This window comes from Mesorhizobium ciceri WSM4083 (assembly GCF_000519305.1).
GTDB classification, from domain to species: domain Bacteria; phylum Pseudomonadota; class Alphaproteobacteria; order Rhizobiales; family Rhizobiaceae; genus Mesorhizobium; species Mesorhizobium ciceri_B.
Genome location: NZ_JAFG01000009.1, coordinates 84,065 through 101,749, shown reverse-complemented (window position 1 = coordinate 101,749; position 17,685 = coordinate 84,065). Strand labels below are relative to the sequence as shown.

Annotated in this window: 13 protein-coding genes; 8 read left to right on the top strand and 5 right to left on the bottom strand. The window is 63.6% G+C overall.

Annotated features, from left to right (window positions below):
• Positions 1 to 93: 93 nt before the first annotated feature.
• Both MESCI2_RS0120070 and MESCI2_RS0120065 read left to right on the top strand, forming a co-directional pair.
• Positions 94 to 1,674, top strand: coding sequence for an ABC transporter permease (locus tag MESCI2_RS0120070; RefSeq protein ID WP_027038139.1), 1,581 nt, complete (start codon positions 94 to 96; stop codon positions 1,672 to 1,674).
• A complete protein-coding gene (locus MESCI2_RS0120065; protein WP_027038138.1) occupies positions 1,671 to 2,753 on the top strand; it encodes an ABC transporter ATP-binding protein in 1,083 nt (360 codons plus the stop codon). The genes MESCI2_RS0120070 and MESCI2_RS0120065 overlap by 4 nt, the downstream gene beginning before the upstream one ends.
• A gap of 133 nt (positions 2,754 to 2,886) precedes the next feature.
• On the opposite strand, the gene MESCI2_RS0120060 is transcribed toward MESCI2_RS0120065, so the two are convergent.
• The 4 genes from MESCI2_RS0120060 to ugpB form a co-directional block, all read right to left on the bottom strand.
• Complete coding sequence (locus MESCI2_RS0120060; protein WP_027038137.1) at positions 2,887 to 3,954, bottom strand: sn-glycerol-3-phosphate import ATP-binding protein UgpC; 1,068 nt, start codon at positions 3,952 to 3,954, stop codon at positions 2,887 to 2,889.
• Positions 3,955 to 3,961: 7 nt separating this feature from the next.
• Entirely contained in the window at positions 3,962 to 4,810 is an 849-nt protein-coding gene (ugpE, locus tag MESCI2_RS0120055; RefSeq protein WP_027038136.1) for a sn-glycerol-3-phosphate ABC transporter permease UgpE, read from the bottom strand.
• Positions 4,811 to 4,819: 9 nt separating this feature from the next.
• Positions 4,820 to 5,704 carry a sn-glycerol-3-phosphate ABC transporter permease UgpA gene (gene ugpA, locus MESCI2_RS0120050; RefSeq protein WP_027038135.1) on the bottom strand — a complete coding sequence of 295 codons (885 nt, stop codon included), beginning with the start codon at positions 5,702 to 5,704 and terminating at the stop codon, positions 4,820 to 4,822.
• A gap of 194 nt (positions 5,705 to 5,898) precedes the next feature.
• Positions 5,899 to 7,209 carry a sn-glycerol-3-phosphate ABC transporter substrate-binding protein UgpB gene (ugpB, locus tag MESCI2_RS0120045; protein WP_027038134.1) on the bottom strand — a complete coding sequence of 437 codons (1,311 nt, stop codon included), beginning with the start codon at positions 7,207 to 7,209 and terminating at the stop codon, positions 5,899 to 5,901.
• Positions 7,210 to 7,570: 361 nt separating this feature from the next.
• Between ugpB and MESCI2_RS0120040 the strand changes: the two genes are divergently transcribed.
• Positions 7,571 to 10,009: a sensor domain-containing diguanylate cyclase gene (locus tag MESCI2_RS0120040; RefSeq protein ID WP_027038133.1), complete on the top strand. Its 2,439-nt coding sequence runs from the start codon at positions 7,571 to 7,573 to the stop codon at positions 10,007 to 10,009.
• Here MESCI2_RS0120040 and tlpA read toward each other — a convergent pair.
• Positions 10,006 to 10,695, bottom strand: coding sequence for a thiol:disulfide interchange protein TlpA (tlpA, locus tag MESCI2_RS0120035; RefSeq protein WP_027038132.1), 690 nt, complete (start codon positions 10,693 to 10,695; stop codon positions 10,006 to 10,008). The genes MESCI2_RS0120040 and tlpA overlap by 4 nt on opposite strands.
• Before the next feature lie 35 nt (positions 10,696 to 10,730).
• On the opposite strand from tlpA, the gene argH reads away from it, so the two are divergent.
• The 5 genes from argH to MESCI2_RS0120010 all read left to right on the top strand — a co-directional run bounded on the left by argH (position 10,731) and on the right by MESCI2_RS0120010 (position 17,604).
• Entirely contained in the window at positions 10,731 to 12,131 is a 1,401-nt protein-coding gene (argH, locus tag MESCI2_RS0120030) for an argininosuccinate lyase (RefSeq protein ID WP_032901064.1), read from the top strand.
• A gap of 106 nt (positions 12,132 to 12,237) precedes the next feature.
• The gene (gene lptM, locus MESCI2_RS0120025) at positions 12,238 to 12,444 is read left to right on the top strand and encodes an LPS translocon maturation chaperone LptM (RefSeq protein WP_023811112.1); all 207 of its coding nucleotides are present in this window, start codon (positions 12,238 to 12,240) and stop codon (positions 12,442 to 12,444) included.
• Positions 12,445 to 12,508: 64 nt separating this feature from the next.
• Positions 12,509 to 13,777: a diaminopimelate decarboxylase gene (gene lysA / locus MESCI2_RS0120020; RefSeq protein WP_027038130.1), complete on the top strand. Its 1,269-nt coding sequence runs from the start codon at positions 12,509 to 12,511 to the stop codon at positions 13,775 to 13,777.
• A gap of 40 nt (positions 13,778 to 13,817) precedes the next feature.
• Positions 13,818 to 14,759 carry a threonine/serine dehydratase gene (locus MESCI2_RS0120015; RefSeq protein ID WP_027038129.1) on the top strand — a complete coding sequence of 314 codons (942 nt, stop codon included), beginning with the start codon at positions 13,818 to 13,820 and terminating at the stop codon, positions 14,757 to 14,759.
• A 256-nt stretch (positions 14,760 to 15,015) separates the two neighbouring features.
• A complete protein-coding gene (locus MESCI2_RS0120010) occupies positions 15,016 to 17,604 on the top strand; it encodes a TIGR02302 family protein (protein WP_027038128.1) in 2,589 nt (862 codons plus the stop codon).
• The last annotated feature ends 81 nt before the right edge of the window (positions 17,605 to 17,685 follow it).

Below are 17,685 nucleotides of genomic sequence, written 5' to 3'. Positions count from 1 at the left end.
GGCATTCGTCGATGACGACACGCTGTGTTCCCGACCGCGATCGCGGTCCTTCAATTGCTGCCGCTGGACGGCAACGGCACGGCGTCTGACCTGATGCAGTCCGCGGTCGATCTCGCGCGCTCGGGCCTGCCTTCGGGAACAGGCCGAAGGGCCCGGCGACGCGCACCGCTTTGGCTGGTCCTCGCCGCCATCTTCGTTGCACTGCTGGCGCTGGTGCCGCTCGCCTTCATCGTCTGGATCGCGGTGCAGACTGGCTGGGAGACAGTCTCGGCACTGGTCTTCCGGCCGCGTGTCGGCGAGCTTCTGGTCAACACAGTCCTGCTGGTCGCGCTCTCGGTGCCGATCACCATCGTGCTGTCGGTTTCGCTGGCCTGGTTGACCGAGCGCAGCGACCTGCCGGGCGCCCGGCTCTGGGCCTGGCTGTGCGTGGCGCCGCTCGCCATCCCGGCTTTCGTGCACAGCTACGCCTGGATCACCATGGTGCCGGGACTGCACGGCCTGTGGGCCGGCGTACTGGTTTCCGTTATCGCCTATTTCCCGTTCCTGTATCTGCCGGTGTCGGCGGCATTGCGCCGTCTCGATCCCGCCCTGGAAGACGCCGCCGCCGCACTCGGCCTTGGGCCCCGGCGCGTGTTCTGGCGGGTCGTGCTGCCGCAATTGCGGCTCGCCATCTGCGGCGGCTCGCTGCTGGTCGGGCTGCATCTGCTGGCCGAGTACGGCCTCTATGTCTTCATCCGCTTCGACACCTTCACCACGGCGATCGTCGACCAGTTCCAGTCGACCTTCAATGGACCGGCCGCCAACATGCTGGCCGGCGTGCTGGTCAGCTGCTGCTTCGTGCTGCTCGGCCTCGAAGTGCTGGTGCGCGGCGAGGAGCGCTATGCCCGCGTCGGCTCAGGCGCGGCGCGCCATCAACAACGCGCAAGCCTCGGGCGCGCCACCATTCCGAGCCTGCTCTTGCTTGTCGTCACCTCGCTTTTGGCGCTCGGTGTGCCGTTCGTCACAATTGGCGGCTGGCTTGCCGCCGGCGGCGCCGCTGTCTGGCGCTTGGACGAGATCGGCCTGGCGCTTGGCCAGACGCTGTTCCTGGCGCTAGCCGGCGCATTGCTCGCCACCGTCGCCGCCATGCCGATGGCCTGGATCTCGATCCGCGCGCCGGGGCCATTGCAGCGTCTTCTGGAGGGCTGCAACTACATTGTCGGCTCGCTGCCCGGGGTCGTCATCGCACTGGCGCTGGTCACCATCACCGTGCGCATCGCGCTGCCGCTCTACCAGACCCTGTTCACCATCCTGGTGGCCTATGCGCTGATGTTCCTGCCACGCGCGCTGGTCAGCCTGCGGGCATCTATCGCGCAGGCGCCGGTCGAGCTCGAACGCGCCGCTTCCAGCCTCGGCCGGCCGCCGCTGCAGGCGCTGTGGTCGACCACGATCCGCCTGTCGGCGCCGGGTGCCGCGGCCGGCATGGCGCTGGTGGCGCTCGGCATCATGAACGAACTGACTGCCACCCAGATGCTGGCGCCGAACGGCACCCGCACGCTGGCGATGGCGTTCTGGTCCTACAGTGGCGAGATTGATTATGCCTCGGCGGCACCCTATGCCTTCATCATGGTGGCGATGTCGCTGCCCTTGACCTGGCTGCTTTATGTCCAGTCGAAACGGATGGCCGGACGATGAGTTTTCTCGAAATCGGCGGCCTGCACAAGCAATACGGCCCGGTGGCGGCTCTTGCCGGCGTCGACCTGAGCGTCGCCAGCGGCAACCGCACGGCGATCGTCGGTCCTTCCGGCTGCGGCAAGACGACCTTGCTGCGGCTGATTGCCGGCTTCGAGGCGCCGGACCAGGGGCACATCACGCTCGACGGTGCCATATTGGCCAATGGCGGCGCTGCGGTGCCGGCATATCGGCGAGGCATCGGTGTGGTGGCGCAGGATGGTGCCCTGTTTCCGCATCTGACCATTGGCGACAATATCGGTTTCGGCATGGGCCGCGGCGAGGACAAGCGCACTGAGCGCATCGTCGAGCTCGCCTACATCGTCGGCCTCGACAAGGCGATCCTCAAACGCCGCCCGCACGAGCTTTCCGGCGGCCAGCAGCAGCGTGTGGCGCTGGCCCGGGCCATGGCGATGAAGCCCAGGCTGATGCTTCTCGACGAGCCGTTCTCGGCGCTCGATACCGGCCTGCGCGCCTCGATGCGCAAGGCGGTGGCCGAGCTTCTTGAGGCTGCCGGCATCACCACCATCCTGGTGACGCACGACCAGGCCGAAGCGCTGTCCTTCGCCAGCCAGGTCGCGGTGATGCGCGACGGCAAGTTCTCGCAGATCGGCACGCCGCGCGAGCTCTATCTCAAGCCGAAGGACAGGATGATCGCCGAATTCCTGGGCGACGCCATCATCCTGCCGGCCAAGATATCGAATGGCTTCGCCAACTCGCCGCTCGGCCGCATCGCGGTCGACACCAATGACAGCCGCGATATCGCCCGCATCATGCTTCGCCCGGAGCAGATCGCGCTGAAGAGAACGTCGCGCGAGGGCATGTCCGGCACCTCGGACATGCTGTTCGGCGAAGTGACGGAATCCGAATTCGCCGGCTCGATGTGCACGGTCGCGGTGCGGCTCTTGAACAATGCCGATCCGCCCGATGCGGCAGCGATCGGCAACACGCCGCTGGTCCTGCGCAAGCCGGGCATGGACGCGCCGGCGGTCGGCGAGATCGTCCGGCTGACCGTATCGGGAAAGGCGCATGTCTTCGCTTGAACGCCGTATGGGGTAACCTGGAGCAATTCTAGGAAAAGTGTGAAGCGGCTTTCCGTCTGGAATTGCGTCAAAGCAAAGAGAGCAGCTCGCCGTTTCCGTGAAACGGTGAAATGTTGTGGGCATATCCTTTGGATTAGCCGACGCGCTTTCCGGCCTGATCGAACCAGTGCAGCTTTTCTGCCTTGGCAACCACGCGCAATTGGTTGCCAACCGTGGCGGTGGCGCGACCCGCGACACGCACGACAATGCGGTTGCCGCCTGCCGCACAGTGAAGGAAACTTTCGGCGCCTACCGGTTCGACTGCCTCGACCAGCGCCGGCAGGACGAGCGCGCCGGACGGCGCCTCCGCATTGAAGGTGACGTCGGCATCCTCGGGCCGAAAACCGAGGGTCGCAGCTCTTGCCTCCCGAGGTGCGAAAGCGATCGCCGTGCCATCTGCGAGCGCCGCGCCTGAGGCGCCTTCGGTCAGTGCCAGAAGATTCATCGGCGGCGCGCCAATGAAGGAAGCAACGAAGGTCGAGGCCGGCCTTTCGTAAACGTCGAGCGGCGCCCCCATTTGCTCGACCAGTCCGGCATTCATGACGACGAGGATGTCGGCCAGCGTCATCGCCTCGAGCTGGTCATGCGTGACATAGACCGACGTGACGCCAAGCGAGCGTTGCAGGTTCTTTATCTCGACCCGCATCTGGCCACGCAATTTGGCATCGAGATTGGAGAGCGGCTCGTCGAACAGGAAAACCCTCGGGTTGCGCACAATGGCACGACCCATGGCGACACGCTGGCGCTGGCCGCCGGAAAGCTCGCGCGGGCGGCGGTCGAGCAGCGCCGAAAGTTCGAGTATTTTCGCCGTCGCGCGGACCCGGCTGTCGATCTCATCTTTCGGCGTGCCGCGGTTGCGCAGCCCATAGGCCATGTTGTCGTAGACTTTCATATGTGGATAGAGCGCATAGTTCTGGAACACCATGGCGATGTCCCGCTCGGTCGGGCCGATTAAGTTTACGATCTTGCCGTCGATCGCAACTGTTCCCGAGGAGATGGTTTCGAGCCCGGCGATCATTCTGAGCAGCGTGGACTTACCGCAACCCGATGGGCCGACAAGCACGCAAAGCTCCTTGTCGGGAACCGCGATTGAAACGCCCTTCACGGCCTCGAAACCGCTGGGGTAGACCTTCTTCACATCCTTCAGATCGACGGTCGCCATCAGCTTCTCACTTTTCGGAATCGACCAGGCCGCGAACGAACCAGCGTTGCATCAGCACCACGACCAGGATCGGCGGCACGATGGCCAGCATCGCTGTGACCATGACCAGGTGCCATTGCGTATCGGCATCGGCGAAGGAGACCATCTTTCTGAGCGCGATGACGATCGTGTTCATGTTGCTGCTGTTGGTGACGAGCAACGGCCACAGATACTGGGTCCAGCCATAAATGAAGAGGATGACGAACAGCGCCGCGATGTTTGTCCGCGACAGCGGCAACAGGATATCGAAGAAGAAGCGCCACGGCCCCGCACCGTCAACACGCGCCGCCTCCACCAGTTCACCTGGAATAGTCATGAAAAACTGTCGAAACAGCAATGTGGCGGTGGCCGAGGCGATCAGCGGGATGATCAGGCCGGCATAGGTGTCGATCATGCCGAGATCGACCATCACCTTGTAGGTCGGCAGGATGCGCACCTCGACGGGAAGCATCAAGGTGATGAAGATCAGCCAGAAGAAGGTCATGCGCAGCGGAAAGCGGAAAAATACGATCGCGTAGGCCGACAGGATCGAGATGAAGATCTTTCCCACCGCGATGCCGAGCGCCATGACCGTGGTGTTGAGCAGCAGCCTGCCGACGCTGACGCCGCCGATACGGCCGACACCGCCGAACAGCGCTTCGGTGTAATTGTTCCAGAACTGATCGCCGGGCAGGAGCGGCAATGGCGGCCTGAGGATCGTTTGCAGCGTCTGCGTCGAGGCAACGAACGTGTAGTAGATCGGGAAGGCGACGATCAATATGCCGAGGATCAGCACGGCGTGGGCGATGACGGTGCGGAGCGGTGACTGGCCGATCATCGCTCGCCCTCAGCCGTAATGGACTTTGCGTTCCACATAGCGGAACTGGATGGCCGTGAGCGAGATGACGATGACCATCAGGATGACCGACTGCGCCGCCGAGTCACCGAGGATCAGATTGACGAAGCCGTCATTGTAGACCTTGTAGACCAGCGTCTCAGTCGTCTTGCCCGGACCGCCCCCGGTGACGGCATGGACGATGCCGAACGTGTCGAACAGGGCATAGACGGTGTTGACGACCAGCAGGAAGAAGGTCGTCGGCGCAAGCAGCGGGAAGACGATGGTCCAGAATCGCTTGGTCTCGCCGGCGCCGTCCATGGCCGCCGCCTCGATCAAGGCTTTCGGCACCGCCTGCAGGCCGGCGACGAAGAACAGGAAATTGTAGCTGATCTGCTTCCAGGCAGCGGCGGACACCAGCAGGATCATGGCGTGGGTGCCGTTGAGCAATGGATCCCAGGCGATGCCGAAACTCCTCAGCATGTAGGCCAGCGACCCGATCGACGGGTTGAAGAGGAACAGCCACAGCATACCGGCGATCGCCGGCGCCACCGCGTAGGGCCAGATCAAGAGCGTGCGGTAGAGACCTTTGCCGCGCACCACCTTCTCTGCCATGACCGCAAGCAGGAGCGCCACGCACATGGCGACGATAGCGGTCGCCAGGGAAAACACCACCGTGACCTTGATCGAGTTCAAGTAGGCCGGATCGGCAAGCACTTTCCTGAAATTGGCGAACCAGACGAACTTGGTCCTCAGTCCGAACGGATCCTGCCTGAGCATGGATTGGTAGAACGCCTGACCGGCCGGCCAGTAGAAAAAAACGAGCGTGATGGCCAGTTGCGGCGCCACAAGCAGATAGGGAAGAACCTTGTTGGGAAACACGACGCGAGGGGTCATGGAGCCACTCCGAGGTGATGAGGCGGGCGGCACCATGCGGCACCCGGCTCCGCCAGGATAGCTTTGATGAGCGTTTCGGATTGGGCATCATCGACCATTGGCGAAATCGTAAGGCACGGCAAAACTCCCCTCGCCGAGGGGAGATGCCTGGCAGGACAGGTGGGTACGCCGTAGAGCAAGGACCTGCGCTCGCTCTAATTCCCCAGCGCTTCCTTGATTGCGGCATTGCCACGCGTAACCGCATTGTCGAGTGCCTGCTGCGCGGTTTGCTGGCCGGCGAGCATCTTCTCGAACTCCTCGTTCTGGATATCGCGCACCTGCGGCAGGTTCGGCAGACGTACGCCCTTGGAATTGTCGGTTGGCGCCTTACCCGTCATCTGCAGGATCGGAGTCTCGCGACCGACGTTCTTGTCATAGAAACCGGACTTCTTGGTCGCTTCATAAGCCGCCAGCGTTACCGGCAGATAACCCGACTTCTGGTGCAGGTATTCCTGGACGTCAGTCTTGGACAGATAGGCGAAGAAAGCGGCCACTCCCTTGTATTCCTCATCGGATTTGTCCGCGAAAACCCACAGGCTGGCGCCACCCGGCGTCGTGTTCTGCGGCGCGCCCTTGGCGTCGCTGTCGTAGGGCAATTGGCCGATGCCGTAATTCATGCCGGACTTGACGATATCGCCAAGCCCGCCGGAGGATTCAGTCATGATCCCGCATTCGCCCGCAAGGAAGATCTGCTTGGCTTCGGAGGTGCGGCCGCCATATTTGAAGGTGCCGTCCTTGGCGAGGTCTGCGAGCGCTTGGAAATGGTTGACGAAAATCGGCGCATTGATCTTGAGCTCAACATCGCCGCCGGCCAGACCGTTCTGCTGGGTGGCCCATGACACATCATTCCAGGCCGCGAAATTCTCCAGATGGATCCAGGTCAGCCAGGTCGAGGTGTAGCCGCAGGCGGCCGCGCCGCTCGCCTTGATCTTCTTGGCATCTTCCCACACCTCATTCCAGGTCTTGGGTGGGCTGTCGACGTCGAGACCAGCCTTCTTGAAGATATCCTTGTTGTAATAAAGGATCGGCGAGGAGGAGTTGTAGGGGAAGGAGAGCATGGTGCCGTCCGGCTTCGAATAATAGCCGACTATGCCTGGCAGATACTGGCTCTTGTCGAAGGTCATTCCTGCGCCGGTCAACACATCGGCTGCCGGCTTGATTGCGCCTTCGGCTGCCATCATCACGCCGGTGCCGACGTCGAATACCTGGATAATGTCTGGCGCCTGGCCCGCGCGGTAGGCGGCGATGCCGGCATTCAGCGTCTCGGGATACGTGCCTTTGAACACCGGAACGAGCTCATAGTCGCTCTGGCTGGCATTGAAATCTTTGGAGATCTTGTCGACGACCTCGGCATTGGCACCAGTCATGGCGTGCCACCAGCTGATCTGCGTGACAGCAAAAGCGGAGGTTGAGGAAAGCAGCATAAAGGTGGCGGCAACACCGGCCGCGAAGCCGAAGGACTTCATGTTTCATCTCCCGTTTGTCATTGGCGAAAGGGGCACTCCCGCAGAGGCAATATGTGTCGCTCATGACAATCAGACAACGGTTTTGTTGCAGATTGACGAACTTCACCCTTTACCTAACGCAACGCTCGCCTCCGTTTGGATGCATGGAAAGCGACACGGTTAGCCGGCTCAGCGGGACGACAAGCGCGCCAGAAACCACCGTCGGGACTGCCAAGCTGACTTTCGGCGTGGCAGCCCTGATTGCAGCCGCTGCAACCCGACGAGACACGCCAGGGTTGCAGGCGACTTTATCGATCCCTCAACGGCAAAGCGCTACTCGATACTGCTGCCCTGTTTATTTTCAAAGATCAGGTGAAATAAAATGCTGACGGTCTACAATTGTATCGTCAACGAACACGATCTGAGACTGGTCGCACTCGCTGCGCTGATCTGCGGAATTTCCTGTTTCTCTGCCGTCAACCTGCTTCATCACATAAGCCGCTCCACCGATCGAAACCGGCTTGCCTGGCTGATGATCGCGGCCACTTCGACCGGCTTCGGCATCTGGGCAACGCACTTCATCGCCATGCTCGCATTCACGCCGGGCATACCCAGTGCTTACGATCCCGCACTCTCCGTGCTTTCGCTCGCTGCTTCGGTCACTCTGACGGCAGCCGGCATGTGGATCGCCACCTTGCGGAATGAGTTCGATTATCATCTCGTCGGCGGCGCCGTGCTGGGCGGCGGTATCGCGGCCATGCACTACATCGGTATGGCGGCGTTCGAGGTTCAGGGCCGCATCGAGTGGAACCTGTTGCTTGTCGCCGTTTCCCTTCTGGCCGGCGTGACGCTCGCGGCGCTGGCGCTGCGTGTCGTGCAGCGCCGACCCTCCTTGAAGGCGACATCCGGCGGCGCGGTGCTGCTGACGCTGGCAATCTGCACCCTGCATTTCATCGGCATGGGTGCCGTCTCGATCTTTCCCGATCCCTCGATCGTCATATCCGAGTACACGATCGAGCCGACCTCGCAGGCTTTCGCGGCCGCTGCCGCCACACTGGTGATCCTGGTTCTGTCGGCATCGGCGCTGTGGATCGATTTGCGCTTCCGTCGCCAGAAGCTCGAGGTCGACCGCATGCACGGCCTGGCCAATGCCGCCGTGGAGGGGCTGATCGTCTGCGACGGCAACCGCATCATCAGTGCCAATGACAGCATGGCGACACTGACGGGCATCGCAACAGCGACGCTGAACGGCATGCAGCTTGGCGATCTCTTCGGGTCCGATATGTCGGGCTTCGGCGAACAGCCGCAGGAGGCCGAATTGAGCGGCCGCGATGGCACGAGCATTCCTGTCGAGCTGATCGCCAGGAGCATCGACTATTGTGGCAAGCCTCACAACGTGGTCGCGGTCCGCGACATTCGCGAGCGCAAGAAGGCGGAACAGGAGATCCTGCGCCTCGCCCATTTCGATCCACTGACCGGACTGGCCAATCGCCGCAGCTTTTCCGGCCGGCTGGAGACAGAAATTGCCGCGATGGGCCGGGCCAGGAAAGGCGGCCACCTTGCGCTTCTGTTGCTTGATCTCGACCGGTTCAAGGAGGTCAACGATCTGTATGGACACGGCGCGGGCGACGCCATGCTGCAGAAGGTTGCGCACTGCGTTACCGGCATTCTTCGCCAAGGACAGATGGTGGCGCGACTGGGCGGCGACGAATTCGCCATCGTCGCGCCGAACCTGACCGACCCGTTGGAGGCAGGCCGTATCGCCGATGCGGTGCTGACCGCCATGCGCGAGGAAAACCGGCTCTCAGTCGGCGGCGGCCTGGTGTCGGCCAGCATCGGCATTGCGCTTTATCCATCGGATGCCGAAAACCAGGCAAGCCTGATAAGCCACGCCGATACGGCACTCTACCGGGCCAAGACCGAAGGCAAGGACACCTACCGCTATTTCGAGGCCTCGATGGGGGCCGAGGCCCGCGACAAGCGCGTGATGGAGCACGAATTGCGCCAGGCAGTCGCGCGCCAGGAGTTCTACCTCGTCTACCAGCCGCAGAAAGAGATCAGCAGCGGAAAGATGGTCGGCTTCGAAGCGCTGGTCCGCTGGCGCCATCCGACGCGCGGCGACGTGTCGCCGAGCATATTCATCCCGGTGGCCGAAGACAGCGGAGCCATTGGCCAGATTGGCGAATGGGTGCTGACGGCTGCCTGCGAGGAAGCCGCCCGCTGGGAAAATCCGCTGACGGTGGCCGTCAACGTTTCGGCAGTGCAGCTCCACAACACGAATTTCAGCCGCAAGGTCCACGAAACATTGCTGAATTCCGGTCTCGCTCCCGGCAGGCTCGAGCTTGAGATCACCGAGACGGCGCTTGTCAAGGACATGCCGCGGGCGCTGGCCACCTTGCGGCAGGTCAAGGCGCTGGGCGTGCGCGTGGCCATGGACGATTTTGGAACCGGCTATTCCTCGCTCTCCAACCTTCGCGCCTTCCCCTTCGACAAGATCAAGATCGATGGTTCCTTCATCAAGTCCGTCGACAAGAACGGCCAGGTCGCCGCGATCGTGCGCGCCGTCCTGGGACTTGGACGCGGTCTCGGCCTGCCGGTTCTGGCGGAGGGTGTCGAGACGCTCGGCGAACTGAAATTCCTGGACGCCGAAGCTTGCGAGATCGGTCAGGGCTACTATATCGGCAGGCCAGCTCTCATCGAGGAATTCGGCGAGCTGACCGGTGTCGTCGCGCCCGCTGCCGGCAGCAAACCCGCCAGCTTGCGCGACAGAAGCGTTCTGGCCTTCGCGCCCGCGCCTGTCCTTGGCCTGAATAGGGCTTAAAGACTCTCGGGCTTGAGTGCCGTCTCGACCAGCCGCCTGGCGTCCGGCCCCGACCACTCGGCCGGGCCGTTCATATGGGCGATCAGGCAGCCCTCGCCGTCGATCAGCATGGTGACGGGAAGGCCTAGCGCCAGGCCGCGCTTCTTGAGGTCGTTGAACAGCGCCATCGTCGAATCCCGGTAATAGCCGAGCGTCGCGACGCCGGTATCGCTGAGGAACTTCTTCGGCTTCACATCGTCACCGGCATCGACATTGACGGCGACCACTTGAAAGGCGTCGCTGCCCTTTTCCTTCTGCAGCGCATCGAGCGCCGGCATTTCGGCACGGCACGGCGCGCACCATGTCGCCCACAGATTGAGCAGCACCGTCTTGCCGGCATGATCGGCAAGCGTCATCGGCTTGCCGTCCGGACCATTGAAGGCAAGGCTCTTCAGGGATTGAGGCGGATCGGCCGGCAAAAGTGCCGCGACCTCACCGGTGGCCGACGCCGCGACTTTCTTGGCGCGGTCGCTCTTGGCCGCGCAGGCCACGTCGTCCTTGCTCTCACCCACGGCAGCTTGTGCCGGTGCATTGTTGCCAGACCGGCTCTCGCTGACATATACCGCGACCGCACCGGCCAGCGCGCCCGCCACCAAGGCGGCGAGGATCAGGCGCGAGGCCGGGAAGAATCGATTACCGTCTGCCATTTTCTCAAAACTGCTCCGAAGCACGGGTTATAGCCATGAGCGACAAGAAAACCAGCAACCAGATGTGGGGCGGACGTTTTGCCTCGGGTCCGGCCGCGATCATGGAAGCGATCAACGCGTCTATCTCCTTCGACCGCAAACTCTATGCGCAGGACATCAAAGGCTCGATCGCCCATAGCGAGATGCTGGCGCAAACGGGCATTATTTCGGCGGCCGACCAAGAAAAAATCGCTGACGGGCTGAACACGATCCTGAAAGAGATCGAGGCCGGCAGCTTCGAGTTTTCGACACGGCTCGAAGACATCCACATGAACATCGAGGCGCGCCTCGCCGATCTGATCGGCCCGGCGGCCGGCCGCCTGCACACCGCCCGCTCGCGCAACGACCAGGTCGCGGTCGATTTGCGGCTGTGGGTCAAGGAGGAGTGCTTTCGCGTCGCCGAGGCGTTGAAGGGCTTGATCGAGGCGCTGCTGGAGCGGGCCGAGGAGCATGCGGCGACCGTTATGCCGGGCTTCACCCATATGCAGACGGCCCAGCCGGTGACCTTCGGCCATCACTGCATGGCCTATGTCGAGATGTTTTCGCGCGACCTGTCGCGCGCGCGCGATGCGATCGAACGGATGGATGAAAGCCCGCTCGGTGCCGCGGCCCTTGCCGGCACCAGCTTCCCGATCGACCGTCACCGGACCGCCAAGGCGCTCGGCTTCCGCGAGCCGATGCGCAATTCGCTCGACAGCGTCTCGGATCGCGATTTCGCGCTCGAGTTCCTCGCTCTTGCCGCGATCTGCGCCACGCATCTGTCACGGCTAGCCGAAGAGATCATCATCTGGTCGACCCCGCAGTTCGGCTTCGTCAGGCTGTCGGACTCGTTTTCCACCGGCTCCTCGATCATGCCGCAGAAGAAGAACCCCGATGCCGCCGAACTGGTGCGCGGCAAGACCGGCCGCGTCACCGGCCATCTGGTCGGCCTGCTGACCGTGATGAAGGGCATGCCTTTGACCTATGGCAAGGATATGCAGGAAGACAAGGAATCGGTGTTCGACGCCGCCGAGACGCTCGACCTGATGCTGGCGGCGATGACCGGCATGGTCTCGGACATGACGGTCAACGCTGCCGCGATGAAGAAGGCCGCCGGCTCCGGCCACGCGACAGCAACCGACCTTGCCGACTGGCTGGTGCGCACGCTCGGCCTGCCGTTCCGTGAGGCGCATCATATCACCGGCCGGGCAGTGGCGCTGGCCGAAGACAGGAAGGTGGGGCTGGAGAAGCTTTCACTGGAGGATTTGCAGTCGATCGATCCCGGCATTACCGCCGACATATTTTCAGTGCTGGCGGTGCAGAACTCGATCAAGAGCCGCACCAGTTTCGGCGGCACCGCGCCGTCGGAAGTGAGGAAGCAGATCCGCGCCTGGAAAAAGCGACTGGCGAAAGCGTAATGCCGGAGGTTGCGCCAGATATTGCGACGAGCAATATCTCGGGGTGCAATGCGCAGAGAACTCGGCTAAAAGCGGCGGCTGACAAACGTTTCGGACGGATGGATCGATGACCGGAAGCAGGATTTTGGTGACGCTGACGCTGCTGGTTGCGATCGCGGCCGTTTCGGCCTGCGGCAGGAGGGGCGCTCTCGACACGCCCTATGAGGCGGCCGTGCAGGCGCGCAAGGATGCCTCGAAGGCCCACCAGCCCGTGCCGCCGGAGCCGGAAAAACCGGTCAAGGACAAGAAATTCATCCTCGACCCGCTGATCTAGAGCCGACGAGAGCCGGGCCTTCCAACCCGGTCTCATCGCGCCCCAACTTTCCGGAACCATTCTCGTGAACCATTTCGACTACCGCGACGGCGTGCTCCATGCCGAGGACGTGGCGATACCAGATATCGCCGCACAGGTCGGCACGCCATTCTACTGCTATTCGACGGCCACACTGACCAGGCACTACCGGGTGTTTGCGCAAGCCTTTGCCGGGCTCGACGCGCTGGTCTGCTACGCCATGAAGGCCAATTCCAACCAGGCCGTCCTGCGGACGCTGGCGAAGCTCGGCGCCGGCGCCGACGTGGTTTCGGAAGGTGAATTGCGCCGTGCGCTGGCCGCCGGCATTCCGGCCGGCAAGATCCTGTTTTCCGGCGTGGGCAAGACCGCGCGTGAAATGGACTTTGCCCTTGCCGCCGGCATCCTTTGCTTCAACGTCGAGTCCGAGCCTGAACTCGAGCTGTTGTCGGCGCGAGCTACTGCCCTTGGCAAGGTGGCGCCGATCTCGCTGCGCATCAATCCCGACGTCGACGCCAAGACCCACAAGAAGATCTCCACCGGCAAGGCCGAGAACAAGTTCGGCATCCCATGGCAGCGGGCGCGGCAGGTTTATGCCCGCGCGGCAAAGCTTCCCGGCATCAGGATCACCGGCATCGATACCCATATCGGCAGCCAGATCACCGAGCTGCAGCCCTTCGACGATGCCTTCGCCCTGCTTGTCGAGCTGGTCGGCGCGCTGCGGGCGGACGGCCATGCCATCGAGCATATCGATGTCGGCGGCGGGCTCGGCATTCCCTACCGCATCGACAACAACCCGCCGCCGCTGCCCGACGCCTATGCCCAGATCGTCAGGAAGCATGTCACCAAGCTCGGGCTGAAGGTGATGTTCGAGCCTGGCCGACTGATATCGGGCAATGCCGGCATCCTCGTCTCGGAAGTGATCTTCGTGAAGGAAGGCGACGCCAAGAACTTCCTCGTCGTCGATGCCGCAATGAACGATCTCATCCGGCCGACGCTCTACGACGCCTTCCACGACATCCGTCCGGTCGTGCAGCCGCCGGCCGACACGCCGCGCATGATGGTCGACGTGGTCGGCCCGGTCTGCGAGACCGGCGACTATATCGGCCTGGACCGCGAACTGCCCAGGCTGAAGGCCGGCGACCTGATTGCCGTCTCCACCGCCGGCGCCTATGGCGCAGTGCAGGCCGGCACCTACAACACCCGTCTGCTGGTTCCGGAAGTGCTGGTCGATGGCGACCGGTTCCACGTCGTGCGCCCACGCCTGACCTATGACGACCTGATCGGGCTGGATTCGATGCCCGACTGGCTTGCATAGAAGCGCCGGAAACACACCTACCCGTCACAGGGAGCAAACCATGACGAACGGCATCACCGTCACACGCGAGCGCATTGCCGCGATGGAACCGCGCATCCGCCCCTATATCAGGCACACGCCGGTGCTGCGCGTCGACATGGCCGACTTCGATCGGCCGCCGCTGGCCGTCGACCTGAAGCTCGAATGCCTGCAGCATTCCGGCTCGTTCAAGGCGCGCGGCGCCTTCACCAACCTCCTGGAGCGCCCGGTTCCCGACGCCGGCGTCGTCGCCGCATCGGGCGGCAACCATGGTGCGGCCGTCGCCTATGCCGCCATGCGGCTGGGCCACAAGGCGACCATCTTCGTTCCCGAAGTGAGCCCGGCGGCCAAGCTGGAACGGATCCGTTCCTATGGCGCCGAGCTGATCGTCGGCGGCGCCCGCTACGCCGAGGCGCTGGCCGCCAGCGAACGTTTCGCCGAGGAGACCGGCGCCTTGCAGATCCACGCCTTCAACCAGGAGGAAACGCTCGTCGGCCAAGGCACCCTTGGGCTCGAAATCGAGGCCGATTTGCCTCGGATCGACACGCTGCTGGTCGCTGTCGGTGGCGGCGGCCTGATCGGCGGCATCGCTGCCTGGTTCGCCGGCCGCATCCGCATCATCGCCGTCGAGCCGGAAGGAGCGCCGACGCTGCATCGCGCCTTCGAGGCCGGACACCCCGTCGACGCGCCGGCCGAGGGCATCGCCGCCGACTCGCTGGCGCCAAAGCGCGTCGGCGAGATGATGTTCCCGATCGCCGAGGCCTTTGTCGAACGCTCGATCCTGGTCAGCGACGACGACATCATCGCCGCGCAGAAGGCGCTGTGGAACCGGGCTCGCATCATCTCCGAGCCGGGAGGTGCGGCCGCCTTTGCCGCGGTCCTGTCCGGCCGCTATGCGCCGGTGGCGGGCGAACGGGTCGCCGTACTGGTCTGCGGGGCGAATGCGGACCCCGCTACCTTCTAAAGGGCCCACCACCTTCTGAAGGGCCCCCACCTTCTGAAGTATGCAGGATGGAACTATAACGGCCCACTTCACGTTTTTCCGAACTGCCTCGCCTTTGCCGTGTTTGCTGGTATTCTTTGAGTCGTGAGGCGCCGGGCTATCCTGCCCGCTCCACAGCATGATCCCGGAAAGTGAAATCCCTTTCGGAACAGATCATGCTCAAAGGGATAGGGCCGCATCCCGGTTTTCGGGATGCAATAGGCTCAAGGAAGGGCCGATGACGCAACGACCCACCTTCAGCAGCGATCGCGGCCTCGCCGGGCGGCTGGCCTTGAGCCGGCTGGCGACGCGGGTCTCGATGATGGTCGAGCGCGGCTGGCCGTTGCTGCTTCCGCTCGTCATCGTCGCCAGCCTGTTCCTCAGCATCTCCTGGCTCGGGCTGTTCTCCCGGCTGCCGGATATGGCGCGCATCGGCCTCGTCGCTGCTTTTGCCATAGCGGCACTGGCCGCGCTCTATCCGCTGCGCTTCTTCCGCCTGCCGGGCCCCGGCGAAATCGACCGCCGCATCGAGGCCGCCAATCAATTGTTGCACAGCCCGGTTCTGGTGCAGACCGACCGGCCCAGCGGCAAGGAAAGCAGCTTCTCGCAGGCGTTGTGGCGTGAACACCAGAAGCGCATGGCCGGAAGGCTCGACAACCTTGGCGCCGACCTGCCGCGCACGCGCGTGCCGGAGCGCGACCCCTGGGGGCTGCGCGCGGTGGCTGCCCTTTTGCTCGTTACCGCCTTCGCCTTCTCCTTCGGGCCGACGGGCGGCAGGATCAGCGACGGCTTCAATGCCCATGGCGCGCGCGATATCGTACCGCCGCGCATCGATGCATGGGTGACGCCACCGGCCTATACCGGCAAGCCGCCGATCTTCCTGACCGCCGACGCCAACCAGGCGATCCCGACCTTTACGGTTCCCGAAGGCAGTGACGTTTCGCTGCGCGTGACGGGCGGCTCAGGCGAGGAAACGCTCGGCTATGCCGACAAGAATGGCAACGCCCGCGTCATCGACCCCGCTGCGCCGCAGGCCGCCGCCAAGCCGGCTGCAAGCCCGGCGACGCCGTCCAAGGTGCGCCAGTTCACCAGCAAGCTGACCGGCGACGGCACGCTGACGCTGACGTCGGGCGAGGAACAGCTCGGCCGCTGGGCCTTCGCGGTCATATCGGACAAGCCGCCGCAGATCCGCTTCGTCGGCGAGCCCAAGCGCGCCGCAAACGGCGCCTTCGAGCTAAACTACCAGATCGACGACGACTATGGCGCCGCCACCGCCAGGGCGGTGTTCGCGCTCGCCGATCCGCAGGCGCCGAATGCGCGTCCGCTGTACGGTGCACCTGAAATGCCGCTGACACTGCCGCGCCGCGGCGGCAAGTCGAACGCCGCCAGGACCTCCAAGGACCTGACCGAGCATGTCTGGGCCGGCAGCAGCATCAAGCTGACGCTGGTCGCCACCGACGATGCCGGACACACCGCGTCGAGCGAAACCAAGACGCTGCTGATGCCGGAGCGGCCTTTCGCCAATCCGCTGGCACGCGCCGTGATCGAACAGCGCCGCCTGCTGGCGCTCGACGCCAACGCCAAGCCGCGCGTGCTCGACCTGATGGACGCCATCACGCTGCGGCCGGAAGACACGTTCGACAACATGTCCCACTACCTCGCCATTATGAGCGCCCGCACCCGGCTGAAGATGGCCGAGAGCGACGATCAATTGCGCAGCGAGGTCTCCTATCTCTGGGAAATCGCGCTCGGCATCGAGGAAGGCAATCTTTCGGCCGCCGAAAAGCGGCTGCGCCAGGCGCAACAGGCGCTGCAGGACGCCATCAAGAATGGCGCCAGCGACGCTGAGATCGAAAAGGCGATGAAGGAACTGCGCGAGGCGATGAACCAGTTCCTGCAGGAATTCGCGGAGCGCGCCAAGCAAATTCCCAACGCCCCGCAGATGCAGCAGAATGGCCAGGAACTGCGCCAGAGCGACATCGATCGCATGATGGACCAGATCGAAAACCTGGCGACGTCGGGTGATCGCGACAAGGCCCAGCAACTGCTGTCGCAACTGCAGGACATGATGAACAATCTGCAAGCCGGCCGTCAGCAGCAAGGCGGCCAGCAGGACAGTGAGATGCGCCAGCAGATGGACAAGCTGGGCGAGATCCTGCGGCGTCAGCAGGAGATGATGAACGACACCTTCCGCATGGATCAGATGCAGCGCGGCGAGCGCCAGCGCGGGCAGAACCGTGACGAGCAGCTCGGCGAAGGCGGCCAGGATGAGGACAGACCCGGCGTCGGCGAAGACCGCGATCCGCTCGCCCGGCAAAAGCCGATGACACCCCAGGAGTTCGCCGATGCGCTGAAACAGCTGCAGCAGGGCCAAGGCCAGCTGCAAAGCGACCTCGACCAGCTGAAGAAGGGCCTCGAAGGCATGGGCATGGAGCCCAATGAAGGATTTGGCGATGCCGGCAAGTCCATGGGCAATGCCGAACAGGCACTCGGCGAGGGCGAAGGGGATGCGGCCGTCGGCCATCAGGGCCGGGCGCTGGAAGCGCTGCGCAAGGGCGCCAAGGACATGATGAAGCAGATGCAGGCCATGCAGGGCGACCAGGGCGGCGGCGAGGAAGGCGGCCGCCAGCAGAACGCCGACCGTGATCCGCTCGGCCGGCCGCGCGCCAGCCAAGGTCCCGATTTCGGCGATTCGGTTAAGGTGCCCGACGAGATCGACGTGCAGCGTGCCCGGCAGATACTGGAAGCGATCCGCAAGCGGCTGGGCAATGCGCTCAGCCCTGACATCGAACGCAGCTATCTGGAACGGCTGCTCGAGCTGAAATAGAGCAATTCCAGGAAAAGTGTGAAGCGGTTTTCCGTCCGGAATTGCGAAAAAACATAGGGATTGCCGCCCGCGTCCATCCCA

Bases quoted from the DNA above. Each gene is read 5' to 3' on its own strand.
- MESCI2_RS0120015 (WP_027038129.1), top strand. From the start codon at position 13,818: ATGACGAACGGCATCACCGTCACACGCGAGCGCATTGCCGCGATGGAA.
- MESCI2_RS0120040 (WP_027038133.1), top strand. From the start codon at position 7,571: ATGCTGACGGTCTACAATTGTATCGTCAACGAACACGATCTGAGACTG.
- MESCI2_RS0120065 (WP_027038138.1), top strand. From the start codon at position 1,671: ATGAGTTTTCTCGAAATCGGCGGCCTGCACAAGCAATACGGCCCGGTG.
- ugpA (WP_027038135.1), bottom strand. From the start codon at position 5,704: ATGACCCCTCGCGTCGTGTTTCCCAACAAGGTTCTTCCCTATCTGCTT.
- ugpB (WP_027038134.1), bottom strand. From the start codon at position 7,209: ATGAAGTCCTTCGGCTTCGCGGCCGGTGTTGCCGCCACCTTTATGCTG.
- MESCI2_RS0120010 (WP_027038128.1), top strand. From the start codon at position 15,016: ATGACGCAACGACCCACCTTCAGCAGCGATCGCGGCCTCGCCGGGCGG.
- MESCI2_RS0120060 (WP_027038137.1), bottom strand. From the start codon at position 3,954: ATGGCGACCGTCGATCTGAAGGATGTGAAGAAGGTCTACCCCAGCGGT.
- tlpA (WP_027038132.1), bottom strand. From the start codon at position 10,695: ATGGCAGACGGTAATCGATTCTTCCCGGCCTCGCGCCTGATCCTCGCC.
- argH (WP_032901064.1), top strand. From the start codon at position 10,731: ATGAGCGACAAGAAAACCAGCAACCAGATGTGGGGCGGACGTTTTGCC.
- ugpE (WP_027038136.1), bottom strand. From the start codon at position 4,810: ATGATCGGCCAGTCACCGCTCCGCACCGTCATCGCCCACGCCGTGCTG.
- lptM (WP_023811112.1), top strand. From the start codon at position 12,238: ATGACCGGAAGCAGGATTTTGGTGACGCTGACGCTGCTGGTTGCGATC.
- MESCI2_RS0120070 (WP_027038139.1), top strand. From the start codon at position 94: ATGCAGTCCGCGGTCGATCTCGCGCGCTCGGGCCTGCCTTCGGGAACA.